The organism is Halobacillus sp. ABR2_026 (genome assembly GCF_056158545.1).
Genome location: NZ_JBSWTM010000001.1, coordinates 3,908,566 through 3,935,459, shown reverse-complemented (window position 1 = coordinate 3,935,459; position 26,894 = coordinate 3,908,566). Strand labels below are relative to the sequence as shown.

The 26,894-nt window shown below is 44.6% G+C and carries 23 protein-coding genes, 1 tRNA gene and 1 other annotated feature; of the genes, 9 read left to right on the top strand and 15 right to left on the bottom strand.

All coding sequences use genetic code 11. The features are described 5' to 3' along the window. Positions 1-801: 801 nt before the first annotated feature. The 6 genes from ACXADE_RS19840 to guaB form a co-directional block, all read right to left on the bottom strand. A tRNA-Ser gene (locus ACXADE_RS19840) sits at positions 802-894 on the bottom strand. A 245-nt stretch (positions 895-1,139) separates the two neighbouring features. Continuing rightward, on the bottom strand, positions 1,140-2,414 hold the full coding sequence (gene serS / locus ACXADE_RS19835) for a serine--tRNA ligase (RefSeq protein WP_474982143.1): 1,275 nt from the start codon (positions 2,412-2,414) through the stop codon (positions 1,140-1,142). A 69-nt stretch (positions 2,415-2,483) separates the two neighbouring features. Further along, positions 2,484-2,705: a binding site (T-box leader), on the bottom strand. A gap of 37 nt (positions 2,706-2,742) precedes the next feature. Then, entirely contained in the window at positions 2,743-3,333 is a 591-nt protein-coding gene (gene pdxT / locus ACXADE_RS19830) for a pyridoxal 5'-phosphate synthase glutaminase subunit PdxT (RefSeq protein WP_474982142.1), read from the bottom strand. 23 nt (positions 3,334-3,356) lie between these two features. Beyond that, a complete protein-coding gene (gene pdxS, locus ACXADE_RS19825; protein WP_146814478.1) occupies positions 3,357-4,241 on the bottom strand; it encodes a pyridoxal 5'-phosphate synthase lyase subunit PdxS in 885 nt (294 codons plus the stop codon). 119 nt (positions 4,242-4,360) lie between these two features. After that, on the bottom strand, positions 4,361-5,692 hold the full coding sequence (locus ACXADE_RS19820; protein ID WP_474982141.1) for a serine hydrolase: 1,332 nt from the start codon (positions 5,690-5,692) through the stop codon (positions 4,361-4,363). A gap of 104 nt (positions 5,693-5,796) precedes the next feature. Then, the gene (guaB, locus tag ACXADE_RS19815; protein WP_474982140.1) at positions 5,797-7,266 is read right to left on the bottom strand and encodes an IMP dehydrogenase; all 1,470 of its coding nucleotides are present in this window, start codon (positions 7,264-7,266) and stop codon (positions 5,797-5,799) included. An 81-nt stretch (positions 7,267-7,347) separates the two neighbouring features. Between guaB and ACXADE_RS19810 the strand changes: the two genes are divergently transcribed. Next, positions 7,348-8,154: a YaaC family protein gene (locus tag ACXADE_RS19810; RefSeq protein ID WP_474982139.1), complete on the top strand. Its 807-nt coding sequence runs from the start codon at positions 7,348-7,350 to the stop codon at positions 8,152-8,154. Between the two features lie 15 nt (positions 8,155-8,169). On the opposite strand, the gene ACXADE_RS19805 is transcribed toward ACXADE_RS19810, so the two are convergent. The 9 genes from ACXADE_RS19805 to dnaA form a co-directional block, all read right to left on the bottom strand. Then, positions 8,170-8,961 (bottom strand): HD-GYP domain-containing protein, encoded by a 792-nt coding sequence (locus ACXADE_RS19805; RefSeq protein WP_474982138.1) that lies wholly within the window; start codon positions 8,959-8,961, stop codon positions 8,170-8,172. Beyond that, positions 8,940-9,269, bottom strand: coding sequence for a hypothetical protein (locus tag ACXADE_RS19800; RefSeq protein ID WP_474982137.1), 330 nt, complete (start codon positions 9,267-9,269; stop codon positions 8,940-8,942). The genes ACXADE_RS19805 and ACXADE_RS19800 overlap by 22 nt, the downstream gene beginning before the upstream one ends. Positions 9,270-9,475: 206 nt before the next feature. Next, positions 9,476-12,031: a DNA gyrase subunit A gene (gyrA, locus tag ACXADE_RS19795; protein ID WP_474982136.1), complete on the bottom strand. Its 2,556-nt coding sequence runs from the start codon at positions 12,029-12,031 to the stop codon at positions 9,476-9,478. Between the two features lie 80 nt (positions 12,032-12,111). Continuing rightward, positions 12,112-14,034 carry a DNA topoisomerase (ATP-hydrolyzing) subunit B gene (gyrB, locus tag ACXADE_RS19790; protein WP_474982135.1) on the bottom strand — a complete coding sequence of 641 codons (1,923 nt, stop codon included), beginning with the start codon at positions 14,032-14,034 and terminating at the stop codon, positions 12,112-12,114. 65 nt (positions 14,035-14,099) lie between these two features. Continuing rightward, positions 14,100-14,384, bottom strand: coding sequence for an extracellular matrix regulator RemB (gene remB, locus ACXADE_RS19785; protein ID WP_474982134.1), 285 nt, complete (start codon positions 14,382-14,384; stop codon positions 14,100-14,102). Between the two features lie 9 nt (positions 14,385-14,393). Then, positions 14,394-15,512, bottom strand: coding sequence for a DNA replication/repair protein RecF (gene recF / locus ACXADE_RS19780; RefSeq protein ID WP_474982133.1), 1,119 nt, complete (start codon positions 15,510-15,512; stop codon positions 14,394-14,396). A 15-nt stretch (positions 15,513-15,527) separates the two neighbouring features. Continuing rightward, positions 15,528-15,749, bottom strand: coding sequence for a S4 domain-containing protein YaaA (yaaA, locus tag ACXADE_RS19775; protein WP_474982132.1), 222 nt, complete (start codon positions 15,747-15,749; stop codon positions 15,528-15,530). Positions 15,750-16,140: 391 nt separating this feature from the next. Next, positions 16,141-17,280, bottom strand: coding sequence for a DNA polymerase III subunit beta (gene dnaN, locus ACXADE_RS19770; RefSeq protein ID WP_474982131.1), 1,140 nt, complete (start codon positions 17,278-17,280; stop codon positions 16,141-16,143). A 173-nt stretch (positions 17,281-17,453) separates the two neighbouring features. Then, complete coding sequence (gene dnaA, locus ACXADE_RS19765; protein ID WP_474982130.1) at positions 17,454-18,806, bottom strand: chromosomal replication initiator protein DnaA; 1,353 nt, start codon at positions 18,804-18,806, stop codon at positions 17,454-17,456. A gap of 673 nt (positions 18,807-19,479) precedes the next feature. Here dnaA and rpmH point away from each other — a divergent pair. The 8 genes from rpmH (at position 19,480) to ACXADE_RS19725 (ending at position 26,791) form a co-directional block, all read left to right on the top strand. Continuing rightward, positions 19,480-19,617, top strand: a complete 138-nt coding sequence (gene rpmH / locus ACXADE_RS19760) for a 50S ribosomal protein L34 (protein WP_160910483.1) — start codon at positions 19,480-19,482, stop codon at positions 19,615-19,617. A 258-nt stretch (positions 19,618-19,875) separates the two neighbouring features. Beyond that, on the top strand, positions 19,876-20,229 hold the full coding sequence (rnpA, locus tag ACXADE_RS19755) for a ribonuclease P protein component (RefSeq protein ID WP_474982129.1): 354 nt from the start codon (positions 19,876-19,878) through the stop codon (positions 20,227-20,229). Between the two features lie 110 nt (positions 20,230-20,339). Beyond that, a complete protein-coding gene (gene spoIIIJ / locus ACXADE_RS19750) occupies positions 20,340-21,098 on the top strand; it encodes a YidC family membrane integrase SpoIIIJ (protein ID WP_474982128.1) in 759 nt (252 codons plus the stop codon). Beyond that, positions 21,098-21,712, top strand: a complete 615-nt coding sequence (gene jag / locus ACXADE_RS19745; RefSeq protein ID WP_474982127.1) for an RNA-binding cell elongation regulator Jag/EloR — start codon at positions 21,098-21,100, stop codon at positions 21,710-21,712. The genes spoIIIJ and jag overlap by 1 nt, the downstream gene beginning before the upstream one ends. Positions 21,713-22,191: 479 nt before the next feature. Further along, complete coding sequence (gene mnmE / locus ACXADE_RS19740) at positions 22,192-23,568, top strand: tRNA uridine-5-carboxymethylaminomethyl(34) synthesis GTPase MnmE (RefSeq protein ID WP_474982126.1); 1,377 nt, start codon at positions 22,192-22,194, stop codon at positions 23,566-23,568. 45 nt (positions 23,569-23,613) lie between these two features. Beyond that, positions 23,614-25,503: a tRNA uridine-5-carboxymethylaminomethyl(34) synthesis enzyme MnmG gene (mnmG, locus tag ACXADE_RS19735; RefSeq protein WP_474982125.1), complete on the top strand. Its 1,890-nt coding sequence runs from the start codon at positions 23,614-23,616 to the stop codon at positions 25,501-25,503. 17 nt (positions 25,504-25,520) lie between these two features. After that, on the top strand, positions 25,521-26,237 hold the full coding sequence (rsmG, locus tag ACXADE_RS19730; protein ID WP_474982124.1) for a 16S rRNA (guanine(527)-N(7))-methyltransferase RsmG: 717 nt from the start codon (positions 25,521-25,523) through the stop codon (positions 26,235-26,237). Between the two features lie 62 nt (positions 26,238-26,299). Continuing rightward, on the top strand, positions 26,300-26,791 hold the full coding sequence (locus ACXADE_RS19725; protein WP_474982123.1) for a metallophosphoesterase family protein: 492 nt from the start codon (positions 26,300-26,302) through the stop codon (positions 26,789-26,791). Positions 26,792-26,894 lie beyond the last annotated feature (103 nt).

Here is a 26,894-nt window from a genome sequence, read left to right as displayed (position 1 = left end):
TCAACGGATGGAAGGGACAATGAATGATAGGGTGTCGAAACCTTTTGATGATCTACTTTCACGATCCAACCATTGAATCTTGTTGGATTATTATTTCGAAACGGAGCCTTTCGCTAAATGGCAGGATTGTTGAAGACTTGATTTCGAGACTTCTGTGTGGTGGATAGGGCTGCGGGGAATGACTCGCTTTCCGCGGGAGCGCGGTGAGCGAGTCATTCCCCGCAGCCCTTTGCCATATAAGTGTCTCGAAACCACTACTTGAAAAATCAGCTTGTATGGGTAAGAGAAGGGAATGATATCATCTCTACCCTATTAACGTTTAGCATACGCAAATGCTTGATACTACGCACGATCTGCCCGCCTAGGGGAGAAGAATTGGAAACTTACGAATCCATACAGATGTTCGAACCTCAACCATTCAAGCTCACTCTTTTCAAAGTGGTTTCGAGACACTTATAAGGGAAAGGGGGCGGAGGGAAACGGTGAGACTCCTATGGGACGTGTGGGACAGGTGAGACCCCGGAAGGCGTAGCCTGAGGAGGCTCACCGCCCGCCCCATGGAAAGCGAACCTTTTCCCGGATCCCCTAGAATCACACAAACATCTCGAAGCTGAGTCTTCAAGAAAAGGGAGCTTTCGTTGAATAAGCCAAAATAAAAAAAGCCCCCACCAATATCATGCCGGGTGAGGACTTTACTCTTTTTCCATTCAATGGATAAACAAAATAAAAAAATCGTTACAAGAAGTAACGATTTTTGTTCTATAAATCTCCAATATTTATGCGCTATTGTTGAAAATAATATGGCGGAGGAGGAGGGATTCGAACCCCCGCGGGGCGTAAACCCCCTGGCGGTTTTCAAGACCGCTCCCTTCAGCCGGACTTGGGTACTCCTCCGTGTGACCGACAATGAATATAATATCATGGTTGTCCGCATCCGTCAACAAAATCTTTTAATTTTTTCAAAAAGAAGTTGTTGTCGAACAATCACGAAAAATTATCACTTCGTAATTATACAAATTCCCTTCAACAGAGTCAAGAGTGATCCGCACGCTCCATCTCCATAATATAAAACCGAGAAAAACGCCTGGAACCATGAATAGGATACAGACGCTTTTCCTGTTTCATCTTTCTTGTTCGTCTTACTTAATTATTTCTTTTCCACCCATATACGGACGAAGAACTTCCGGCACCATGACCGTTCCATCTTCCTGCTGATAATTTTCCAGAATAGCTGCTACGGTACGGCCGATCGCCAGCCCTGAACCGTTCAACGTATGGACGAACTCAGGCTTCCCTTTATCTTCTCTACGGAAGCGGATGCCTGCACGACGCGCCTGGAAATCTTCGAAGTTAGAGCAAGAACTGATTTCACGATAGGTCTCCTGGCTCGGGATCCACACTTCAATGTCGTATTTCTTAGCTGCTGTAAAACCAAGGTCCCCCGTACACATGCTCATCACACGGTATGGAAGTTTCAACAGCTGAAGGACTTTTTCTGCATGACCTGTCAATTCTTCAAGGATATCATAGGACTCTTCCGGCTTTGCCAACTGTACAAGCTCGACTTTATTGAATTGGTGCTGGCGGATCAATCCTCTTGTATCACGACCGGCAGAACCTGCTTCAGAACGGAAATTCGTGCTGAAGGCTACGAATTTTTGCGGGAGGTCTTCAACAGATAAAATTTCTTCTCTATGGAAGTTTGTGACTGGAACCTCAGCAGTTGGGATAAGGAAATAATCCCAGTCTTCGATCTTAAAGGCGTCTTCTTCAAATTTAGGTAATTGACCTGTACCAGTCATCGCTGTACGGTTGACCATTTGTGGTGGCAGCATTTCCTGATAGCCATGTTCATCTGCATGCAGATCCATCATGAAATTAAGTAACGCACGCTCTAAACGGGCGCCTAAGCCTTTGTAGAATACGAAGCGGCTTCCAGTAACCTTGGACGCTCTTTCAAAGTCAAGGATGCCTAAATCTGTCGCTACGTCCCAGTGGGGTTTCGCTTCAAAATCGAAAGTCGGGATCTCCCCGGCTTTTCGCGCTTCAATATTGTCTTCTTCATCTCCGCCGACCGGTACACTTTCGTGAGGAATGTTCGGGATAGATAATAGAAGCGTTTCAAGCTTCTCTTCGACTTCTTTCAACTCAGTATCAAGAGTCTTAATGCGATCGCCGACTTCGCGCATTTCTTTAATTTTATCATCCGCGTCTTCCTTCGCTTTCTTCAGCTGGGAAATTTCTTTAGACACTTCATTACGTTTTGCTTTCAATTCTTCTGCTTCCTGAATCAGTTCGCGGCGCTTGCTGTCCAAATCACCAAAGGCATCCAAGTCCGTGAGGTCTTCTCCACGATTTTGCAGTTTTCCTTTTACTTCTTCAAAGTTCTGCCGTAAATATTTCATATCCAACATGTTTATTTCCTCCTTTATTTATTCTCTTTGATTTTTTATAAAGCTAAACAAAAAAAGCTCCCGTCCCTAATAAGGGACGAGAGCTTTGGTTTAAGCTTCCCGCGATACCACCCAAGTTGAAGGTACACTTGACCTCCCGGCTTCACTCATAACGGTGAGTACCGGTCCAACCTACTCCTTTCAGTCGGACACTCAAGGATGGATTCACATGGCTTCTTCATCAGTTCACACCGGCCACTGACTCTCTTAGAGAAGAAGGGACATGTTACTAGTTCCTGTCATCGCGTTACATGATTGTTTGTGTTACATAAGATTAGCGGATTAAGAATTATAATGCAAGTGTTTTTTTAGCTTCTTCCACCATTTTTACAAAATGTTGGGTTAATCGATGGTCATCTGTTAATTCCGGATGGAAAGAACACGCTAAATAGTGGTCTTGCTGGGCAGCTACAATATGACCGTCGTAACGAGCCAGTACTTTCGTATTTTCTCCTACCCCTTCAATATATGGAGCACGGATGAATACGGCATTGAAAGCATCTGCCACACCATCAATATCCAGGTCGGCTTCAAAGCTTTCCCGCTGACGCCCGAATGCATTGCGACGGACTTTGATATCCATGACGCCCAGATGGACATCATAAGAACCATCGATTTCTGAAGCGAGCAGGATGAGCCCTGCACAAGTGCCGAAAATCGGTTTCCCGCTTTTTCCGAAGGCACGGACCGGCTCAAGGAACTCATATTTATCAATCAACCGGCGAATCGTCGTACTTTCTCCACCAGGAATGATTAACCCGTCAATATCATCCAGTTGTTCTGTTCTTTTTACAACGACGGCTTCAGCACCTGTCGCTTCAACAGAACGCACATGCTCACGGAAAGCTCCTTGAAGGCCTAATACACCGATTGTAGTCATGCTGCATTCTCCTTTACTTACACTTACTGACTGCGGTCCTGCATACGCTGTTCAGGAGTAAGGGTGGACATTTCCATCCCTTTCATGGCTGTACCAAGTCCTTTGGACAATTCACCGATCAGCTTGTAATCGTCATAGTGAGTGGTCGCTTCAACGATTGCACGAGCAAACTTCTCAGGATTGTTGGACTTGAAGATTCCGGAACCTACAAATACACCATCTGCTCCCAACTGCATCATCAACGATGCATCTGCCGGTGTGGCGATACCACCTGCAGCAAAGTTAACGACAGGCAGGCGACCTTCTTCACGAATCTCCATCAATAGATCGAAAGGTGCTCCGTTTTCTTTCGCATAGACCATCACTTCATCTTCAGAAAGTCCGCGAAGGTGACGGATTTGAGACTGAACCTGACGCATATGGCTGACAGCCTCTACGATGTTTCCTGTTCCTGGTTCACCTTTGGTACGAAGCATAGAAGCTCCTTCACGGATACGGCGTGTTGCTTCACCCAGGTTACGGCAGCCGCATACGAACGGAACTGTGTAATCATCTTTCTTGATATGATAGATCTCATCTGCCGGTGTAAGAACTTCACTCTCATCGATATAGTCCACGCCCATTGCTTCTAGGACGCGTGCTTCTGTAATATGCCCAATACGAGCTTTTGCCATAACTGGAATAGAAACAGCATTCATGACTTCTTCGACAATCGTAGGGTCCGCCATGCGGGCAACGCCGCCTGCTGCACGGATATCTGCTGGAACTCTCTCAAGAGCCATTACTGCAACAGCACCAGCCTCTTCCGCAATTTTCGCTTGTTCTGCGTTCACGACGTCCATGATGACGCCACCTTTTTGCATTTCTGCCATCCCGCGTTTTACGCGATCCGTACCTGTTTGTGCCATGTTGATTCCTCCCTAACCGCTATATAGTCCAAGCATTTTATTTTGAATCATAGATTCTTAACCTCTATTGTAACGCATTACTATATTAAATCCTACTGGTTAAATAGGGATTTTTTCACCTAGAACCAGCCTTTGACCATATCGACTGCTCCAGTGAAGATATCACTGAAGAATTCGCCGATGGCACCAAGTGTAAGCATAAACCAGTTCGCTTTTTCCACACTGGAGGATGTTACGATATCAACGGTCTTTCCACCTTCGGAAAGGATGTTTCCGTAGTTTTCTTCCCCGTTATAAACAAGGGTAGCTGTTCCTACTTTCTGGCCTTTTTCCACAGGGGCTACAAGTTTCCCGTCATCATCCAGTTGATCTTCAGAGATGTTGAACTGAATGTCATATTGGGATTCTTCTCCGTTTTTCACCAAAGTGCTCATTGCCGCACTCGTCTCAACCGCTACCTCGTCTTCTTTCCCTTTCGCAACAGATAGGGAAGACTCATCTTCCGGTGTCTCTCCTGCTGCGAAGAGCTCTTGGCGGGTAAATTGACCGAAACCGTAATCAAGGAGTTGTTTCGTTTGATTGAAACGGGAAGCCCTTGACTCCGACTTCATAACGACTGAAATGAAGCGCTGGCCATTCCGCTCCGCCGTACCCGTAAAGGTGTTCTGAGCTAGTTCCGTATAACCGGTCTTCAGGCCGTCCATCCCTTCGTATTCGAACTGTTTTAAGTTCTGGCCAGGCATGCCTGGAAGCATCCAGTTCCAGTTCGTAACCGTCTGACCTTCAAAATCAAGCGTTGGTTTGCTTGAGATCTCCAGAGCTTCGGGATAATCATTCGTCAAATGATAAGCGAGAAGTGCTGCGGATTTCGCTGAAAGCATGTTCGTTGCTTCAGGATCTGTCCCTTCAGGATAGTTGTCTCCCAAGTGGGAATTGTTGAGACCTGTCGCATTTACGAAATCGTAATCCGGCAGACCCATCTCTTCCGCTTTTTCATTCATCATCTGAACAAATTCACCTTCACTGCCTGCAATCAATTCTGTTAAGGCGATCGTTGTAGCATTATCCGAATTGATGGCCATCGCTTCATAAAGTTCACGTACCGTGTATTGTTGATCTAACTTCAGACCGACGCCTGAAAACTCAGGATTGGCTGATATATCATAAGCATATTGACTGATTTGTGTTGTCGTATCCCAGCTGATTTGACCTTCCTCGATGGCTTCCATCACCAGATATTCTGTCATCATCTTGGTCATACTAGCAGGAGGTAATGTCAAATCCGCCTCTTTTTCAAATAAAATCTTCCCTGTTTCCGCGTCCACAAGTATTGCCGATTCTGCGCCAACATCTACGCTTGCGTATGTATGTCCAGGATTGATGGACAAAGCAAAGAACCCCATAAGCAATGCCATCGTCAAGGCAATAGATGTTTTCATTCTTTGTGTCAACTTTCTCAACCTCCACCCTTAAAATATGCATCTTTGTTATTTTATCACATGAGTATATAAAAGAATAGACAGGGAAAAGTCCCTGTCTATCTCTCTCATGCGGGTCAAACGGAGTAGTTTGGCGCTTCTTTTGTTACTTGTACATCATGCGGGTGGCTTTCACGTAAACCAGCCCCTGTAATTCTGGTGAATTGAGCATCTGTTCGCAATTCACTGATCGTCGTTGTTCCGCAGTAACCCATACCCGAGCGGAGGCCGCCGAGAAGCTGATGAATGGAGTCTGCCAATGGTCCTTTATACGGCATACGCCCTTCAATTCCTTCCGGTACAAGCTTCTTCGCCTCTTGGTCGTTTTGGAAATAACGATCTTTGGATCCGGATTCCATCGCTCCGACCGATCCCATACCACGGTACACTTTAAATCGGCGTCCCTGGAAAATTTCCGTTTCTCCTGGGCTTTCGGAAACCCCGGCGAGAAGACTTCCGAGCATGACAGCATGACCGCCTGCAGCAATTGCCTTCACGATATCTCCGGAATATTTAATTCCCCCGTCCGCGATGACCGGCTTATTGTATTTCTCTGCTTCCTGTGCACAATCATAGACCGCTGTAATTTGAGGGACACCTACTCCTGCAACGACACGGGTTGTACAAATCGATCCTGGTCCAATTCCGACCTTGACAACGTCTGCGCCTGCTTCAATCAGTTCGCGGGTCGCTTCTGCTGTCGCCACATTTCCAGCAATAATATTCACTTCTGCATGGCGGGCACGGATTCGTTTCACCTGCTCGATGACTCCCTGAGAGTGGCCATGAGCCGTATCGACAACGAGAGCATCCACTCCTGCTTCCACTAACTTATCAATACGCGTCATGGCATCAGCGGTTACACCGACGGCTGCGGCACAAAGGAGACGCCCCTGCTCATCTTTGGCGGAGAGTGGGAATTCAATAACTTTCTCTATATCTTTGATGGTAATTAAGCCTTTAAGGATGCCATTATTGTCGACCATCGGAAGTTTTTCAATCTTATATTGCTGCAGGATCTTCTCTGCTTCATCCAGAGTCGTTCCCACAGGCGCTGTGACAAGATTTTCACTCGTCATTACGTCACTGATCTGCATGGAATAATCTTCGATAAAACGGAGGTCACGGTTCGTGAGGATGCCGACAAGTTTCTGTTCTTCCTCATTATTGACGATTGGTACACCTGAGATGCGGAATTTTCCCATCAAATGTTCAGCATCAAATACCTGGTGTTCCGGTGTCAAAAAGAATGGATTTGTAATTACGCCGCTCTCAGAGCGTTTCACTCGATCGACATGTTCCGCTTGTTCTTCAATCGACATGTTCTTATGAATGACACCGAGTCCTCCCTGACGCGCCATTCCGATCGCCATTTCTGCTTCCGTCACAGTGTCCATCCCGGCACTAATGATCGGCATGTTCAATCGCAGGGTCGGAGATAACTCCGTAGCGAGTGACACATCTCGTGGCAAAACATCGGACTTAGCAGGCAAAAGCAAAACATCATCGAACGTTAAACCTTCTTTTTTAAACTTGTCTTCACGCATGCTTGACCTCTCCTTTTTCTCTAAAATAGTTTGGGTGAAAGTGGGTAAAATAAGTGGTATAGTCGCAGACACCATTTCTTATTGTTATTTACAATACGACAATGGTCGGGCTTTTTCAACCATAAAAAAATGGATGAGAATGCCTTTTCTGTTAGAAAGGAGGAGCTTATTCTGCTCTCCACAGACCCGATTCTTACTTACCTGCAGGTAACGTCCCACACGCGGCCCTTCCTATATGATTGCTATGAAAAAATCGGCCATACAAAAGCGGAACACCATGCCTATAACAATGCTGAACGGTTCATCCACGGGCTGAGTCTTGGACAGGACTACTGGTCGACCTCCTTACATACTCCATTGAGTGTGAAGCCCCTGCTCTTGTATTACGGTATGAACCATTTCATAAAAAGCTGTCTGTTGACCGTAGACCCCGGGTATCCGGCCACTGCTAAAGTACTCGCTCATGGGTTATCAACACGGAAGCGGAAAAAACAGCACTACCGTTTTCTTGAGGACGATATCCGGATCCAGCCCCACGGATTATTCCCTCATGCAGCGGAACACCTTTTTCATTTTTCTTCTGATAAAGGGAAGATTTCCATGGATGAACTGCTCCGTCCGCTCCCGGGGATGGCTGAGTTGTACCTATTGAAGAAAACACCACCCATGACCATGGATGAAGAATGGCCGGAACTCCTTGCTTATTTTGCTGTTCTATACAACCTAAGTATGTTGGTCCGGTATGAAGGAGAGTGGTGGGGAGAGATGGAACAGATGAAAGATCGAGAAGACTATGTATTTATCGTTCATTTTTTGGCCTCAGCTGTTGAGCGTATCCCGGATATGTTCGCTTCCTGGCTTAAAGACCAGTTCACCTCGCTAACATGAGGTCAAACTGGTCTTTTAATTTTCATATACTTCTTCAATGTACAAATCAAGGTGCTCTTTCAACGGGAGAATTTGACCATCCTCCATCATCTTTACAAGGGGTCTTGTCGGATGCGTTTTTTCGACAAAGATCACTTCCGCTTCCCGGTGATCGGATAATCGGATGCGGGTACCCGTGGAATAATGCGTCATTTCTTTGACCAGCGCACTGATCACTTTATGGTCATAACGACCAAACTGTTCCTGTAGAATTTCTTCGAGTACTTTGTACGGAGACTGCTTCCTCCGGTAAGTCCTTTCCGATGTCATGGCATGGTACATGTCACATACAGCGATGATTTGACTGAAAGGGTGCACTTTCTTCTGACGGACGCCAATTGGATAACCTGTTCCATCCAGCCTTTCATGATGTTGAAGTATCGCGAGCTTCGCATGACTGCTTAGCGAAGAAATCTTCTCAACGTTCCGGTAACTGTAGGTCGGGTGGTTTTTCACCAGTTCATATTCTCGCTCCGTCAATGCTGCATTTTTACGGAGGATTCCCTCACTGATTTTGGCCATCCCGCTGTCGGCTAATAGACCAGCCAAACCGACTTGAACCCACTCTCCATAATTGCATCCCATTTTTGAAGCTATGTAACTGGATAAGACACTCATGGCAACGCTGTGATGGTAGATATACTCTTCGCTTGATGATAGATGATGGAGCGAGAAAACCTCCAGTCCTTCAGAATCACTTGCTTTTTCAAGAAGGGGAACCATCACCTTGCGGATAGCAGCGATATCTATTGGGAATCTCCCTGCCATGCGACGAACCATTTTTTATAAGCTTTGACAGCTTCTAGATAGGCGTCAAAGAATGGACGTTCAAAAATCTCATCCTTTTCCTTTACCGGTTGTTTTCCTTTCTCCTCCGCAGCGTCTGCCGTATGAAGATACGAACCATCGGGACGACGGTTGGAAACTTCGACAAACTCGATTTTAAATTTTTTCAACACATCGATATGCAGCGGCTGAAGAGTGGTATTCTTAGGAATAATCGGACGATTTGCCCGTCCCATTACATCTTTGGTCAGAAGGTACCCTGGTTCCAGCTTTGAAGTCGTCATCTTCATGAAAAATCCCCCTTTCCTCATTTTCAAAACATTCTTTTCGCATAGTTCTATATTACCATGAATCAGGAATATAAATCGGATGATTTTAGTTAATTTTGAATATTTTTCCCTGTCAGTATAAGACAGGGTTGAGGCGAACATTCGTCGACATAAAAAATCACCTGTCTGATAAACAGACAGGTGATTTTAGCTCGGTATTCTTTTTTTTATGATTCGTCAGGGTCTTCTCCCGTAGGTTCGGAAGCTTCACCTGCACCATCTTCAGAAAGTTGCTGTGGAGCTCCGCCTTCTTTCTCAAGCGCTTCTTCCACCAGCTCTTCTTCCTCTTTTTCAGACTCAACACGAGCGACGGTGGCTACTTCTTCTCCATCTCCGAGACGGATTAAACGTACCCCCTGCGTATTTCGTCCAGTTTCTGAAATGCTCTCCATAGGCATGCGGATCAGTACACCGCTCTCCGTGATAATCATAATATCTTCGTCGCCTTTTACAGCTTTCGTAGCAACGACGAAACCATTTTTATCTGTAAGATTACAGGTGATGATTCCTTTTCCGCCACGGTTCGTGATTCTATATTCACTCGCAGGGGTCCGTTTTCCGTACCCTTTGCTTGTGACTGTGAGAACTTGGAGGGAATCATCCAGAATCTCCATAGAGACGACTTTGTCATCTTCTCGTAAGGATACTCCTTTCACTCCTGCCGCTGTACGTCCCATTGCACGGATTTGATCTTCATTAAAACGGATGAGATATCCATTTTGTGTGCCGATCATGATGTCCTTGGATCCATCTGTCAGTCTGACAGAGATCAGTTCATCATCTTCACGCAATCCGAGGGCGATCAGCCCGCCTTTTCGAATATTGGCAAACTGTGATAATGTCGTTCGCTTCGTAATCCCGTTCTTTGTCGTAAAGACTAAGTACCAGTCGTCTACGAAGTCCTCGACTGTGATGACGGCATTGATCCACTCATCGCGTTCGACATTCAGCATATTGATAATCGGAATCCCTTTTGCCGTACGGCTGAACTCCGGAACTTCATATCCTTTCGCCTTGTACACTTTCCCTTTGTTCGAGAAGAAAAGCAGGGTATTGTGAGTAGACGTAGACAACAAGTGCTCGACGAAGTCCTCTTCGTGAGTACCCATTCCTTGAACTCCTCTTCCACCTCTCCGCTGTGATCGGTAAGTGCTGGCAGGAAGACGTTTCACGTACCCCTGATGAGTGACGGTGACGATGACTGTCTCTTCAGGAATGAGGTCTTCATCTTCAATGAAGTCCGTTCCTCCGAGGACAATTTCTGTCCGGCGCTCATCATTGTAACGTTCTTTCACATCCATAAGCTCTTCACGGATGATTTCAAGAACTTTCTCATCATCTGCAAGAATTGCTTTCAGTTCCTGGATCAATTTCATAACTTCCTGATATTCATCTTCAATCTTTTCACGCTCTAGTCCAGTAAGGCGCTGCAAACGCATATCCAGGATGGCTTGCGCCTGCTTTTCAGACAGACCGAAACGCTCCATCAATCCAGTGCGCGCAATTTCCGTCGTCTGGGACTCACGGATAAGAGAGATCACTTCATCCAGATGATCCAGGGCAATTCGCAGACCTGCTAAAATATGAGCCCTGGCTTCTGCTTTGCGAAGTTCGTATTCCGTACGACGACGGATGACGACTTTCTGGTGTTCCAAATAATGCTCAAGGCACTGCTTCAAATTAAGCACTTTCGGATGCCCGTCCACGAGAGCTAGCATATTAATTCCGAACGTGGACTGTAAGGCCGTCATTTTGTAAAGGTTGTTCAAAAGAACATTCGGGTTAACGTCCCGGCGCAATTCAATTACGACACGCATACCATTACGGTCTGACTCATCACGAAGATCTGTGATCCCGTCGATTTTCTTATCTCTGGCTAGATCCGCAATCTTTTCAACAAGGCGGGCTTTGTTTACCTGATAAGGAAGCTCTGTCACGATTAGACGTGCTTTTCCGTTGGCTTGTTCCTGGATTTCTACATCAGCTCGGACAGTAATAGATCCTTTCCCTGTTTCATAAGCTTTACGGATACCACTAAGACCGAGAATTTTACCAGCCGTCGGGAAATCGGGGCCATACACATGGTTCTCCATCAATTCCTGAATGGTAATGTCAGGGTCCTTACTAAGTGCAAGAACAGCATCAATGACCTCCCCGAGTTGGTGCGGAGGAATATTGGTCGCCATTCCGACCGCGATTCCTGAACCTCCATTAACAAGGAGGTTCGGGAATTTGGAAGGAAGAACTTCAGGTTCACGCTCAGTACCATCGTAGTTATCATTGTAATCAATCGTGTCTTTATTGATATCACGCAGGATCTCCATAGAAATCTTAGACATACGCGCTTCTGTATAACGCATAGCAGCTGCGGCATCTCCGTCCACCGAACCGAAGTTTCCGTGTCCATCAACGAGCATATAACGATAGTTGAAGTCCTGAGCCATACGCACCATCGTGTCATAGACTGCAGAGTCACCATGAGGGTGGTACTTACCGATGACTTCCCCTACGATACGTGCTGACTTCTTGTAAGCTTTGTCCGCATGCATACCCAGGTCATGCATCGCATATAATATCCTTCTGTGTACAGGTTTCAGGCCGTCTCTGACATCAGGAAGGGCACGAGCCACGATAACACTCATCGCATAATCCAGGAATGAGGTTCGCATTTCGTGACTGATGTTTACTTCCTGTACGCGCGGACGTTCGGGTTGATCCACCATTCTTTTACCTCCTATTTACCTAAAAGGGGAAAGGATATGTTCGCCTCCCTTTCCCTCTCTTTCAAGACATTCGTTTTATATTAAACATCAAGGTTTTGTACATATTGGGCGTTTTCTTGAATGAAGTTACGACGCGGTTCGACTTTGTCCCCCATAAGAATATCGAAGGTTTCATCCGCCCCCATCGCATCCTCTAAACTGACCTGAAGCATCGTTCTCGTTTCAGGGTCCATCGTCGTTTCCCAAAGCTGTTCCGGGTTCATCTCTCCAAGACCCTTGTATCGCTGAACACCTGGTTTCGGTGAATTGGACAGCTCTGCAAGCTTCGCATCCAGCTGCTTATCACTGTACGTGTAGTAAATCGCTTTTCCTTGCTGGATTTTATAAAGTGGCGGCTGGGCGATATAAATATAGCCATGTTCAATCAATGGACGCATATAACGATAGAAGAACGTTAATAGCAAGGTACGAATGTGCGCACCATCGACATCGGCATCGGTCATGATGACGATCTTATGGTAACGAGCTTTTGATATATCGAATTCTTCGCCAATTCCCGTACCAAGTGCCGTTATAATAGCACGAACTTCGTTATTAGAAAGGATTTTATCCAAGCGTGCTTTTTCAACGTTGATGATTTTACCTCGCAATGGAAGAATCGCCTGGAAATGACGATCCCGTCCCTGCTTGGCATATCCACCGGCAGAATCACCCTCAACGATGTAAAGTTCAGAGATGTTGGCATCTTTGGATGAGCAGTCCGCCAGTTTACCTGGAAGATTGGATACTTCAAGGGCGTTTTTACGACGCGTCAGTTCACGTGCTTTCTTCGCAGCCATTCTTGCTCTTGAAGCCATCAATCCTTTTTCAACGATTGTCTTCGCCATGTTTGGATTTTCGAAAAGGAACTTTGTAAAACTTTCTGAGAACAGAGAGTCCGTAACGGTACGTGCTTCACTGTTTCCAAGCTTCGTCTTTGTCTGGCCTTCGAACTGAGGGTCCGGATGCTTAATGGAAATGATTGCAGTCAATCCTTCTCTCACATCATCCCCCGTCAAGTTCGGGTCTGTTTCTTTGAACATATTATTCTTTCTAGCATAATCATTGATCACACGTGTCAAACCAGTCTTGAATCCGGATTCGTGCGTTCCACCCTCATAAGTGTGGATGTTATTGGCATAGGAATATATGTTACTGGCAAAACCATCGTTATACTGCATGGCGATTTCAATAGAAATCTCATCCTGCTCATCCTCTATGAAGAAGGCATCGTGCAGGGATTCCCGTGTGCGGTTCATATGCTCTACGTAGGAAAGGATTCCACCTTCGAAATAGTAGTTCACAGGGTCATCATCCGTACGTTTATCTTCAATCGTGATGGTTAGCCCCTTATTCAAGAAAGCAAGCTCTCTCAGACGGTTAGCCAGGATTTCGAATTTGTATTCCTGGGTCTCTGAGAAAATTTCAGGATCTGGTTTGAATTGAATACGAGTCCCTGTTTGATCGGTCTCTCCGATCACCTTCAAGTCTTCTTCCGGTACACCACAGTGATACGACTGATAATGGATGTTTCCATCACGGTGAACGAACACTTCCAGTTTCGTAGATAAGGCGTTTACAACAGATGCCCCGACCCCGTGGAGTCCTCCGGATACTTTATATCCGCCACCGCCGAATTTACCGCCGGCGTGGAGAACAGTCAAAATGACTTCGACAGCAGGACGTCCCGTTTTCTCCTGAATCCCGACTGGAATTCCACGGCCGTTATCAGTAACGGTAATGCTGTTATCTTCTTCAATCGCGACTTGAATATGATCGCAAAAACCGGCCATCGCTTCGTCGATACTATTGTCGACGATTTCCCATACGAGGTGGTGAAGACCTTTCTCGTTTGTCGAACCAATATACATTCCTGGACGTTTTCTTACGGCTTCAAGCCCTTCCAGTACCTGTATTTGACTCTCATCATATGCCTGCTGCTCTTCGATAATATCTTCCTTCATGGTACTCACCTACATTTCTCAAGTGGTTTATCTCTAATCCCTAACATCTCAAATACACCGCTCTATCAATCATCGGATTCTTCCGAGAAATCTTCCAATTTGTTCAATGTCGTCTTCATATTTGCCCGCTTCTTCAAGGTATAGACCGATAGTGGACTGAAATAGATGACATCGTTGGTAATCACGATGGATTTCGCCTGATGATCTTCCGTTTCGATCACCTGCTTATCTTTTCTCTGGTTGTGAATCATTTCTTCAATGATGGAAGAAGATGAAATCAAACTATTGTCAATGATAGCTACGACATCCTTTGATTGAATGACATGATCATCTCCGATATGAATAAACAAGCTGCCACCTCATTTCTCTATGTCTATCGTTCCTTCTTTCACACGGAAGATCTCCGCTTCTTCCAGCGCTTCATGTTCAATGCCGTCGATACTCGTCGTCGAAACGAACGTCTGGACTTTCCCTTGAATGGTATGAAGCAGGTGTGACTGCCTGAAGTCATCCAGTTCACTCAGAACGTCATCAAGAAGCAAAATCGGATATTCGCCTACTTCACTATGAATCAGTTCAATTTCAGCGAGTTTCAAAGACAAAGCAGTTGTCCGCTGCTGTCCCTGTGATCCGTACGTCTGAACGTCTTTCCCATTCACATAAAAGACAAGGTCATCTCTGTGCGGTCCTGCCAACGTCGTCCCGCGTTCCACTTCCTTTGATTCAATCTCGGCAAACTTTTCAGACAATGTATCTTTTATTGTTTCCAAATTCATATCCTCTGATACTCGTACACTCGCATCATAAGCAATTTCCAGGTTCTCCAGCTGGCGGCTGATTCCCTCGTGGATCGGTGTCGCCCACGACCTTAAGAGGTGAAGGAATTTGAAACGGCGTTCAACAATCGTTGCGGCATGTTCAATCAGCTGTTCCGTCAACACGCCGAGCATCGTCCGGTCTGCTCCTGGTTTGCGCTGCAGATCTTTCAGCAGGTGATTGCGTTGTCTAAGAATCTTCTGGTATTGACCTAGATGATAAATATACGTGGGTTGTATCTGGCCGATTTCCATGTCAATAAACCGACGACGCACCTGAGGGCTCCCTTTTACAAGATTGAGATCCTCAGGTGCAAACATCACCACGTTCAAAGCGCCGATGTAGTCACTCAGGCGCTTTTGCTCAATATGATTCAATTTTGCTTTTTTCCCTTTTTTTGACACGACAATTTCGAGAGGGAATTTTCGATTCCGTTTGAAGATACTCCCTTTTATTTTACCATACTCCGCCTCCCACTGTATCAGTTCCTTATCACGTGGAGTGCGGTGGGATTTTGTAAAAGCCAGGACATAGATCGCTTCCATCAGATTGGTTTTTCCTTGGGCATTTTCACCAATGATGACATTGATCTTATGGTCGAACGTCAAAGAGAGTTCGTCATAGTTCCTGTATGAACGTAATGACAACTCGTGGATATACATAAAGGGACGTCTGACCTAACCTTCTTTGACAACAGTGAAGCTGCCGAATTCTTCAACTTCTACTGTATCGCCCACATACAGTTTGCGGCCACGACGATTTTCAAGTTCTCCATTAACGAAAACTTCAAATTCCGACAAGAAAATTTTAACCATTCCACCTGATTCGACAACATTAGCTAATTTTAAAAATTGTCCTAGTGGAATATATTCTGTAGTGATTCCGATCTCTTCGTTCATAACATTTCACCCTATTTCATGAATTCACCTATCTTTCATTTTACTAAAAATAGATGGGTATGGAAAGCCTGAGACAGTGAAACAGGTCCGTATGCCTTCTTTTTCTCTCAGGAAGATGCTCATCCGACCGTTCCCCTTCCCTATTTTTCCAAATTTCGCACCGCTTCGATACTTACCACACTTTTTTTACTTAGGTGTCTAAGTATTTCTGAGTGTGAAAACGAACGGTTATTAACAGTCCGGTTGCTCTTCGTTGCCAATATCTCGGAATAGAATCCGTTGCTTTATTTTTGAGAACCGTAAACCTCTTGTGCTTTAACCGAATGAACCAATAAGAAAAGGTGCTCTATGCATAACATAAAGCACCCCTCTGTTTTTTCTATGCGTTTGATTAGTATGTTCGTACTGGAAGAATCAGTTGAAGAATTTGGTCATCATCAACTGGACGGATCAGGAACGGACGCATGGCTCCTGTAAATTCAACTTTCACTTGATCATAATCTACCGCTTTCAGTGCATCCATCATGTATTTGGCACTGAAGGAAATCTTCAAATCTTCTCCGTCTACATCGTTCGCCATTACTTCTTCGACAACATTCCCTACTTCAGGGGAATTACCGGTAATCTCAAGGTGATTATCTTCTTTTGTAATTAAACGGACAACGTTGTTGCGGTTTTCTTTCGCTAGAAGAGACGCACGATCTACGGATTGCAGTAATTCTTTCGTGTCGATTTTTACGATCGTTTTGCTTTGTTCCGGAATCAGCCGTGAAGTTTCTGGATAATTACCATCAAGAAGACGGGAAAGGAAGTATAAGTGTTTTGTGCGGAAAAGCACTTGGTTGTCGGTCACACTAACTTCAATCGTCTCTTCTGATTCATCGAGTATTTTATTAAGTTCCGTCAGACTTTTTCCTGGAATGACGACAGCTGGAAGTGATTTTCCTTCGGGTTGTTCCAAAGGGATTTTCCGGGAAGCCAGTCTATGACTATCTGTAGCGATAAATTCAAGGTTTCCTTCTTCCAGCTTCACATGTACCCCCGTAAGGATTGGACGTGTTTCAGAAGTGGAAACCGCAAAAACCGTTTGACGGATTAAGTTTTTCAAAAGATCGATCGGCAGTTCAAAACTTTCCTCTGTATGAAGTTGGGGAAGCTGCGGATATTCATCAGGATCTTGTCCATTCAGATGGAATTCTGCATTACCTGAACGAATCGTCACGTTACGGGTATGGTCACTCTCGATCTCTACCGTATTTTGAGGGAGTTTACGGACAATATCAGGAAAATATTTGGCTTGAAGAACAATACTTCCTGGTTCGATATTTTCTACATATACGATCCCATCTTCTTCTGTCGGGATAAACGATTCGATAGAAATATCTGAATCACTACCTGTCAGTTTGATTCCTTCTTCACTTGCTTCAAGTTTCATACCTGTAAGAATCGGAATTGTTGTTCTGGAAGAGATGGCTTTCATAACGTTTTGGACACTATTGATGAGTTGATCCCTTTGGATTACAAATTTCATTTGGAATACACTCCTCCTAATGATCATATATTAATTATTATTTTATAAAATGCAGTAATAGTAATAGTATGGGCTGTGGATTTGTGGATATCTGTAAAAACCCTTTGAAAAATAAGGTTATCCACATGTGGACAGGTTGTTGATGGGTCTGCAACCTTTATTCACATTATCCACTAGTGAGACTTCAGTTGTTCTTTAATTTCATCCAGTTCTTTTTGTAGCTGCTGGTCATCTGCGACCATTTTTGAAATCTTTTCATGAGCATGAATGACCGTCGTATGATCACGTCCCCCGAATTCTTCCCCGATTTTAGGCAGAGAGAAATCGGTAAGTTCTCTGGAGAGATACATAGCGATCTGTCTTGGGAATGCCACGGATTTTGTCCGTTTTTTTGCTGGAAAATCTTCTAATCTCACATTATATTTTTCCCCTACCATTTCCTGAATGGCTTCGATGGTAATCACTTTCGGCTTTGAACTTGGAATGATATCTTTTAAAGCTTCGGCTGCTAGCGATGCATTAATATCACTATTGATCAAAGAAGAATAGGCAACGACGCGGATCAGTGCCCCTTCAAGTTCTCGGATGTTTGTATCGATTTGGTTCGCGATATACAACATGACTTCATTGGGAATATCAAGTCCTTCCGCTTTGGCCTTTTTCCGGAGGATCGCGATTCTCGTTTCCAAATCAGGAGGTGTAATGTCCGTAATCAATCCCCATTCAAAACGTGAACGCAGGCGGTCTTCCAGTGTAGGTATTTCTTTAGGTGGACGATCACTGGAAATCACGATTTGTTTGCTCTCTTCATGCAGGGTGTTGAACGTATGGAAAAACTCTTCCTGGGTTTGTTCTTTTCCTGCGAGGAACTGTATATCATCAATCAAAAGCACGTCTACACTTCGGTATTTGTTCCTGAAATTGACGGCTTTATTATCACGGATGGAATTAATAAATTCATTTGTGAACTTTTCAGAGGATAGATAAACCACTTTGGCATTTGGATTATGATCAAGTACATAGTGTCCGATGGCATGCATCAAGTGGGTCTTTCCCAGTCCAACTCCTCCGTAGATGAACAAAGGGTTGTAAGCTTTTGCAGGCGCTTCTGCCACGGCTAAAGAAGCAGCATGGGCAAAACGGTTGCCGGAACCAATGACAAATGTATCGAACGTATATTTAGAATTCAGCATGCTCTGAGGAGATTCATCGTTTCCGTTGTTTTTCACATTCGGTACTTTCTTTGGTAGTTTCACATCTTCCAGGGAATCGTCTTTAGACTCCGGAATGATGAATTTTGTATCAAGTTCTGCACCTGTCACTTCATATAAAGTTTCTGTAATCAGGCTTTCATATTGGTTTTCAAGCCAGTCTCTGGCGAATTCATTCGGAGCGACGATGGTTAGTGTGTTTTCATTGAGAGAATCAGCTTTCGTCGCCTTTAGCCACGTTTCAAAGCTCGGTTTACTAATTTTTTCTTTAATTTGGTCGAGCGTATTCGTCCATAATTCATTAATGTTCTCCAAATTGTTTCACCCCTCTCTGTTTCAGTGGAAAACAAAAAAGCCTTTCGTTCTCTTTTTCGAACGTAACAAAAGGATCGAAAGGCATGCGTATAAGATTTGTATAAGTGAGATCGTTAAAAAACCTCTGATCGGATGTGGATGTCCGAAAGTTGATTTCACTAGAGTTCTAGAAAGTTATTTTCAATATCCACACTCATGTGCATAACTGCATAAACAGTCGTGTTAATAAATGTCCACACGTTATCCACAATCTGTGGAAAACATTTAAAGTCTTCAGAAGTCATTCACGGTTAAACACAAATATAATACCAGATAAAAACGGGTGTTGCAATGGTCCAGGGAAACTTATCCACAATTTCAACGACTTGTAGACAAAACTCATCCACAACACTAGATTTTGTGATTTTCTTGTCGATATTTGTTGTGGACAGTGAGAAATGCAGATTTAAATTATACACAGATCTTGTGAATGTTCGCCAGGGGGAGAGTTTGTTCGTTTTATTTAGACAATGTTCTGCTCTTGTTATAATACAGGCTGTTATATAACGCGATTAAGTCTCTTTCCTTAATAGAACTTAAAATTAGAGTTGACAAAAAGTAGAGGGGTTTATTATACTAATCGGGACTGCCTTTTAGATGTATTATTGGAATTTTCCTCAGGAGGTGTATATAAATGAGTAAACGCACGTTTCAACCAAATAACCGTAAGCGCAAAAAAGTACACGGCTTCCGTGCACGCATGAGCTCTAAGAACGGTCGTCATGTTCTTGCACGCCGTCGTCGTAAAGGAAGAAAAGTTCTATCAGCATAGGCCACTGAAAACAATCAGTGGTCTTTTTTTCAGTATAATGGTCAAAAAAGGGGCGGATTTACGTCCCTCTTTTGTTTTTTAGAGGAAGGCGGATGTAGAATCCCGCTTTCATTTTATAGATCTTTGATCACCAGCAGGTGAGAGAAGGATAAGAAGAGATGTTTTCCTACATAATGGTAAAAGATCTCTTACCGGAAATGAGTGGAAGGCAAAACGGTCTGCCCAAGCCACCTTGTTTGTGATTTTGGAGGGTGTTCGATGAAAAAAGCTTATCGTATTAAAAAGAATGAAGATTTTCAAAAGGTTTTTCGTCGCGGGCAGTCGTTCGCCAATCGCCAGCTGGTCCTTTACTATATGAAAAAGGAAGAGCAAAACCATTTCCGGATCGGCTTATCCGTGAGTAAAAAAATTGGACATGCCGTCATGCGGAACCAAATCAAGCGGTATTTAAGACAGGCCTTCCAGGAGCTTGAGGAAGAAATTTCCCCGCATTATGACCTTGTCATCATTGCTCGAAAACCGACAAACCAAATGGAATTCCATGAAATAAAGAAAAGTTTGACTCATGTATTATCACGGTCAAAGCTGTTAAATAAAAAAATTCACACGTAATCATATAGAATTATAGTGGCAACTAATGCTAAACTTATGATTGTCGTATTGTCCGTCATAAGTTTATATGGAAAAGATAGAAGAGCGATTTCAGTAAGGAGGAAGGAACGTTGCGAAATAAATTACTCATCCTGGTCGCGATGACAGGTTTGCTTACGTTCCTATCCGGGTGTATGGATGTCAATCAGGAAATCACCTCGGATAGTACAGGATTTTGGAATGAATATATAGTTTATCCATTATCACAAACATTGTTGTTTTTCGCGGATGCTACAAATGGAAGTTATGGATTGGCGATCATCATCGTTACCATCATCATCCGTGTGCTGCTTTTACCATTGAACGTTAAACAGCTGAAAAGTTCAAAAGCTATGCAGGACATTCAGCCTGAATTAAAAGAACTTCGAGAAAAATATTCTTCTAAGGATGCTCAGACCCAGCAAAAGCTTCAGCAGGAAACCATGCAGCTTTTCCAGAAAAATGGGGTTAATCCATTGGCCGGGTGTCTGCCGATCATCGTCCAGATGCCGATATTGATTGGTTTCTATCACGCAATCATGAGAACGCAGGAAGTCCAGACTCATAATTTCTTATGGCTGGAACTTGGTCAATCAGATCCGTTCTTAGCAATTCTGACAGCTGGTACGACCTTCCTGCAGCAAAAACTGATGATGGCTGGAGGAGCGGCTGCACAAAACCCGCAAATGCAGATGATGCTCTATATCATGCCGTTAATGATCGGTACATTCGCATTCTTCTTCCCGTCAGCCCTTGCGTTGTACTGGATAGTCGGTAACGTTGTCATGATTTTGCAAACCATTTTCATCCGTAGACCAATGATGAAAGATGAGACAGGAGGAGCAAACTAGTGAAGCAATGGACTGCTACAGGAACGACAGTTGATGAGGCGATCCAAACAGCACTAGAGCAATTACGCACATCAAGAGATCAGGTAGATGTCGAGATCATTGATGAAGGTAAAAAAGGATTTCTCGGCTTTGGTACAAAGCCGGCGATTGTAAAAGTAACGGTCAAGAAAAATCCAGTGCAGGACGTCGAAACATTCATCTATGAAGTAGCAGAACAAATGGGCGCTCCTGTCCAGGTGAAAACAGAGCTTCGTCAGCGCGATATACACATGGAACTGGAAGGTGACAAGATTGCGATGCTGATCGGTAAACGCGGCCAAACCTTGAACTCCCTTCAATATTTGGCGCAGTTGGCTGTGAATCGTGAATCTGAAGCTTTCTACACTGTGATGTTGGATGCTGAAGGCTATCGTAGCCGACGAAAAGAGACGCTTCAAAACCTTGCGCACCGTTTAGCAGAAAAAGCGGTTCGGACAAATCAAGAAGTGAAACTTGAGCCGATGCCATCGTATGAAAGAAAAATCATACACAGTGCGCTGCAAAATCATAAAAAGGTGGAGACGGATTCTGCCGGGAACGATCCACGCCGGCACGTCGTCATCCGACCTCAATAATGTTTTAACCTTGCTTCTGTTCATTTTTCATGAACAGAAGCATTTTTTATGGATTCCTAAACCAACAAACTCCACCTTTAGTTGAAGTCTAGTATCGAGATGTTTCGGGGTTCGGATGGTTTGAACGTCAGGGGTGATTGGGAAGCTACTTGCTTTCCTGTGGGGTAGCGCCGAGCTTCCCAACCAACCTTTTTCTTGTAGGTAAAAAAAGAACCGCTGTACCAAATTTAAGCATCTTCCAAAATCCTGCTAGTTTGTTCGATAAATGGCTGGTGGTCGTATTGTTCGTTGGTATGGTGGGGAAAATAGTAGAAAGAGTTATGCACATGTGGATAACTAAAAGGTGAGGAAGTAGGGAATATACGTGTTGATATCTTTTCAAAACACGTGGCAGTGTGGTAAGGTAGTATGTTAGTGATATCAAAATCAATCCCTTTGTGGATAAATATAAACGAATGATTTTCAGGAGGTGAGTGCGTGTGGAAACAGATACGATAACTGCGATATCGACTCCTATGGGAGAAGGGGCGATTGCCATTGTTCGATTGAGCGGATCTGGGGCAGTGTCTATAGCTTCCAGCCTTTTCAAAGGCAAAGATTTGAACCAGGTCGACTCCCACACGATGCATTACGGAAAGATTATTGACCCTGATTCGGGCGAAATGGCGGAAGAAGTGATGGTATCTGTCATGCGTGCCCCGAAAACTTTCACAAGAGAAGATATTGTAGAGATTAACTGTCATGGAGGTCTTGTGTCCGTCAACCGGCTGCTTGAAATTGTTCTGGCGAGTGGAGCCCGTTTGGCTGAACCGGGAGAATTTACGAAACGCGCGTTCTTGAATGGACGCATCGATCTTTCTCAGGCAGAAGCGGTCATGGATCTGATCCGTGCGAAAACAGATCGAGCGATGGATGTTGCCTTGAAACAAATGGACGGACGCTTGTCTAACCTGATTCAGGAACTGCGCCAGAAACTTCTGGAGACGCTTGCTCATGTCGAAGTGAACATTGACTATCCAGAATACGATGATGTAGAAGAAATGTCCCATGAGATGATGAAAGAGAAAACGACGGAAGTCCATGAAGAAGTAACTAGAATCCTTGAAACCGCAAAGCAGGGAAAAATCCTTCGCGAAGGTTTGGGAACAGCAATCATCGGACGTCCAAACGTAGGAAAGTCTTCGCTGATGAATGCTCTTGTTCATGAAAATAAAGCGATCGTGACTGAGGTTCCAGGCACAACAAGGGACGTGATTGAAGAGTACGTCAACGTCAGGGGAGTCCCCCTTCGTCTTGTAGATACAGCAGGCATCCGGGAAACGGAAGATATCGTTGAGCGGATTGGTGTTGAACGTTCCCGCCAGGTATTGAAAGAAGCTGATCTTATCCTGTTTGTGTTAAACTATGGGGATGAGCTTAGTGAAGAAGATGAGAAGCTGTTTGAAGCGATCCGGGATATGAATATTATCGTCATCGTTAATAAAACGGATTTAGAACAGCGTCTCGACCTTGATCAAGTGAAGGAATTAGCGGGGGATCATCCGGTGATTACGACTTCTCTCATCCGGGAAGAAGGGATCGACCAACTGGAAAAAGCCATCGGAGACACATTCTTTGAAGGCGATATTGATGCAGGAGATATGACGTATGTCTCCAATGTCCGCCATGTCCAACTGTTGAAACAAGCGAAACAGGCGCTCGAAGATGCTCAAAGTGGTATGGAAATGGGTGTTCCACTGGATGTCGTGCAGATCGATGTGACAAGGACGTGGGAAATCCTCGGGGAGATCGTCGGGGACACGGTCCATGAAAGTTTGATTGATCAATTGTTTTCACAGTTCTGTTTAGGTAAATAAACGCTTTGTTTAAGATATTTAAGATAAAAAAGGAGAGTCATCCGAATGACATATGATGCAGGGCATTATGATGTAATTGTAATTGGTGCTGGTCATGCCGGAGTAGAAGCGGGTCTTGCCGCGGCGCGTCGTGGTGCGAAAACCTTAATGTTGACCTTGAACCTCGACCTTGTCGCTTTTATGCCGTGTAACCCGTCCATCGGCGGTCCGGCTAAAGGGATTGTTGTACGTGAAGTGGATGCTTTAGGTGGAGCTATGGGGCGCGTCATTGATAAAACGCACATCCAAATGCGTCTATTGAATACACGGAAAGGTCCTGCCGTCCGCGCGTTACGTGCACAGGCGGACAAGCCGTTGTATATTAAAGAAATGAAGCGCGTTCTTGAAAACCAGGAGAACTTGACCCTTCGTCAGGCAATGGTTGAAAAAGTATTGGTGGAAGATGGGCAAGTGAAAGGGGTCGTTACAGAGACGAAAGCGGCCTACTACGCTCCGACCGTCATTGTGACGACTGGTACGTTCATGCGCGGACGCGTCATCATCGGTGATTTGTCGTATGAAAGTGGCCCGAACAACCAGCGTTCCACCGTTTCTCTGTCTGAACAGCTGGAAGAAATGGGTATAGAAATGGTTCGTTTTAAGACGGGTACACCGATGCGTGTCAACAGTCATACTATCGACTATTCTAAAACGGAAATTCAGCCAGGAGAAGAAGAACCGCGTTCCTTTTCTTATGAAACGACCGAATTTATCACCGATCAAATTCCGTGCTGGCTGACTTATACGAATGAAGATACGCACAAGATCATAAACGACAACTTAGGTCTCTCTGCTATGTACTCTGGAGCAATCAAAGGCACAGGACCTCGTTACTGTCCTTCGATTGAAGATAAAATTGTCCGTTTCAACGATAAGCCCCGTCACCAGATTTTCCTTGAGCCTGAGGGAAGAGATACAGAAGAGGTTTATGTCCAGGGTCTTTCCACTTCCCTTCCAGAATATGTACAGAATGAAATGATGCGTACAGTTCCAGGACTTGAAAAAGCTGAAATCATGCGTGCCGGCTATGCGATTGAATACGATTCTGTCGTACCGACCCAACTGTGGCCGACGCTTGAGACGAAACAGATTGACGGACTGTTTACGGCAGGGCAGCTGAACGGAACTTCTGGCTATGAAGAAGCGGCCGGACAAGGGCTAATGGCGGGAATTAACGCCGCTGCCAAAGCATTGGATCTTGAACCGTTAATTCTGGACCGCTCTCAAGGGTATATCGGCGTCATGATTGATGACCTTGTGACGAAAGGTACCGGCGAACCTTACCGGCTGCTGACTTCCCGTGCGGAATTCCGTTTAATGCTTCGTCACGATAATGCAGATCTTAGATTGACTGAAATCGGTTATCAGCTCGGTTTGATTCCAGAAGACCGTTACGAGCGCTTCCAGGAGAAGAAGCATCTGATCGAAGCAGAGAAAAAACGTCTCGATAAAGTTATTTTGAAAGAGACGGACGAGGTTCAATCTGTCATCGAAGAAGCGGGAGGATCGAAGCTGAAAGATGCCATCCGTGCGACCGACTTATTGAAGCGACCAGAAATGAATTACAGCCATCTGGAACGTTTGACACCAAGTGAGGTTCTTCTGCCTGATGACGTTAAAGAACAGGTGGAAGTCCAGGTGAAATACAGCGGGTATATTAAAAAAGCGCTGGAACAAATTGACCGTATGAAGAAAATGGAGACGAAAAAAATCCCTGAAGACATCGATTATGATGCGATTCACGGTCTTGCTACCGAGGCACGTGACCGCTTGAAATCCGTCCGTCCTCTATCTGTAGGGCAGGCTTCCCGTGTGTCAGGAGTGAATCCGGCGGATGTTTCCATTCTGCTTGTCTATATTGAACAAGGGAAAATTGCTCGTGTATCCGGAGAATAATTTGAAAGGATGGACTTATGGATATTAACACCTTTCTTCAAGCATTACAGGAACATGGCATTGAACTTGATGACCATCAGCAGCGCCAGTTCCATAAGTATTTTGAAATTCTCGTCGAGTGGAATGAAAAAATGAATCTAACAGCCATCACCGATCAAGAAGGTGTTTATTTGAAGCACTTTTATGATTCACTGACGGCAGCTTTCTACTATGACTTCAATCAACCGCTCCGTATTTGTGATGTCGGGGCAGGAGCCGGATTTCCGAGCTTGCCTTTGAAAATCGTCTTTCCACAGTTGAAGGTGACAATTGTCGATTCCTTGAAGAAACGCATCACATTCTTGAACCACCTAGCCCACGAATTGGAGCTGGATGATGTCGCTTTCTATCATGATCGTGCTGAAAACTTTGGTAAAAATGCGAATTTCCGTGAAAGTTATGATCTTGTTATGGCCCGTGCCGTTGCACGAATGTCTGTCCTTAGTGAGTTATGTTTGCCATTGACGACAAAAGGCGGCAGGTTTATAGCGATGAAAGGTCCGAACTTGAAAGATGAAATGGAAGACGCAAAGATTGCGATCCAGACCGTCGGCGGGGAAGTCCTTGAGGTGTATACATTTGAATTACCAGAAGAGGGCAGCGAACGAAATATTGCTCTTGTGGAGAAAAGAAGAAAAACGCCGAAGAAATATCCGCGCAAAGCGGGAACACCAAATAAGACACCGATTCAATAATTTTGAAAACCTCTCTGCTCTGGGCAGAGAGGTTTTTTCTTAGAATAGGAGAGGATGGATCGATGAGAATCATCGTACTTTCAGATACCCATATGCCGAAAAAAGCGAAAGAGCTTCCTGGTCGTTTTGTACAAGAGCTGGAAGGAGCGGATGCCATCATTCATGCAGGCGATTGGCAGGCGTTGGATGTATATGAAACGTTGAAAAGATATGCACCTGTATACGGGGTGTATGGGAATGTAGATGGAGAGGAGATTCAGAACGTATTTCCTTCTCAGTCTATCCATGAATGGAGGGGGTATCGAATCGGAATCGTCCACGGGCACGGAGATAAAAAAACCACCGAGAAGCGTGCGATTGAATCTTTTGAAGAGGATGCGCTGGATGTTTTAATTTATGGGCATTCTCACATCCCCGTCCTGCGATATTTCAAGAAAACTCTGTTGTTCAACCCGGGATCGCTTACCGACAAAAGACGGCTTCCGATGTATTCTTTTGGAAAACTGACATTAATGGAAGAAGGGATTCATGCTGAACACATCTTCTTTACGTAACAAAGAAAATAATTTTCATTAAATAAGTTTGTTTTTTGAAAGGATTTTCCCTGATAGGTATCGAAAGGTGTAAAGGAGAATGAAAACGCTGTCGTAGCGTGGA

Excerpts from the sequence above, each read along its gene's own strand:
- rpmH (WP_160910483.1), top strand. The coding sequence starts at position 19,480 with ATGAGTAAACGCACGTTTCAACCAAATAACCGTAAGCGCAAAAAAGTA.
- yaaA (WP_474982132.1), bottom strand. The coding sequence starts at position 15,749 with ATGAACGAAGAGATCGGAATCACTACAGAATATATTCCACTAGGACAA.
- ACXADE_RS19805 (WP_474982138.1), bottom strand. The coding sequence starts at position 8,961 with ATGGCAGGGAGATTCCCAATAGATATCGCTGCTATCCGCAAGGTGATG.
- ACXADE_RS19800 (WP_474982137.1), bottom strand. The coding sequence starts at position 9,269 with ATGAAGATGACGACTTCAAAGCTGGAACCAGGGTACCTTCTGACCAAA.
- serS (WP_474982143.1), bottom strand. The coding sequence starts at position 2,414 with ATGTTGGATATGAAATATTTACGGCAGAACTTTGAAGAAGTAAAAGGA.
- rnpA (WP_474982129.1), top strand. The coding sequence starts at position 19,876 with ATGAAAAAAGCTTATCGTATTAAAAAGAATGAAGATTTTCAAAAGGTT.
- ACXADE_RS19725 (WP_474982123.1), top strand. The coding sequence starts at position 26,300 with ATGAGAATCATCGTACTTTCAGATACCCATATGCCGAAAAAAGCGAAA.
- rsmG (WP_474982124.1), top strand. The coding sequence starts at position 25,521 with ATGGATATTAACACCTTTCTTCAAGCATTACAGGAACATGGCATTGAA.
- gyrB (WP_474982135.1), bottom strand. The coding sequence starts at position 14,034 with ATGAAGGAAGATATTATCGAAGAGCAGCAGGCATATGATGAGAGTCAA.
- gyrA (WP_474982136.1), bottom strand. The coding sequence starts at position 12,031 with ATGGTGGATCAACCCGAACGTCCGCGCGTACAGGAAGTAAACATCAGT.
- recF (WP_474982133.1), bottom strand. The coding sequence starts at position 15,512 with ATGTATATCCACGAGTTGTCATTACGTTCATACAGGAACTATGACGAA.
- pdxS (WP_146814478.1), bottom strand. The coding sequence starts at position 4,241 with ATGGCACAAACAGGTACGGATCGCGTAAAACGCGGGATGGCAGAAATG.
- guaB (WP_474982140.1), bottom strand. The coding sequence starts at position 7,266 with ATGCGTGAAGACAAGTTTAAAAAAGAAGGTTTAACGTTCGATGATGTT.
- pdxT (WP_474982142.1), bottom strand. The coding sequence starts at position 3,333 with ATGACTACAATCGGTGTATTAGGCCTTCAAGGAGCTTTCCGTGAGCAT.
- dnaN (WP_474982131.1), bottom strand. The coding sequence starts at position 17,280 with ATGAAATTTGTAATCCAAAGGGATCAACTCATCAATAGTGTCCAAAAC.
- mnmG (WP_474982125.1), top strand. The coding sequence starts at position 23,614 with ATGACATATGATGCAGGGCATTATGATGTAATTGTAATTGGTGCTGGT.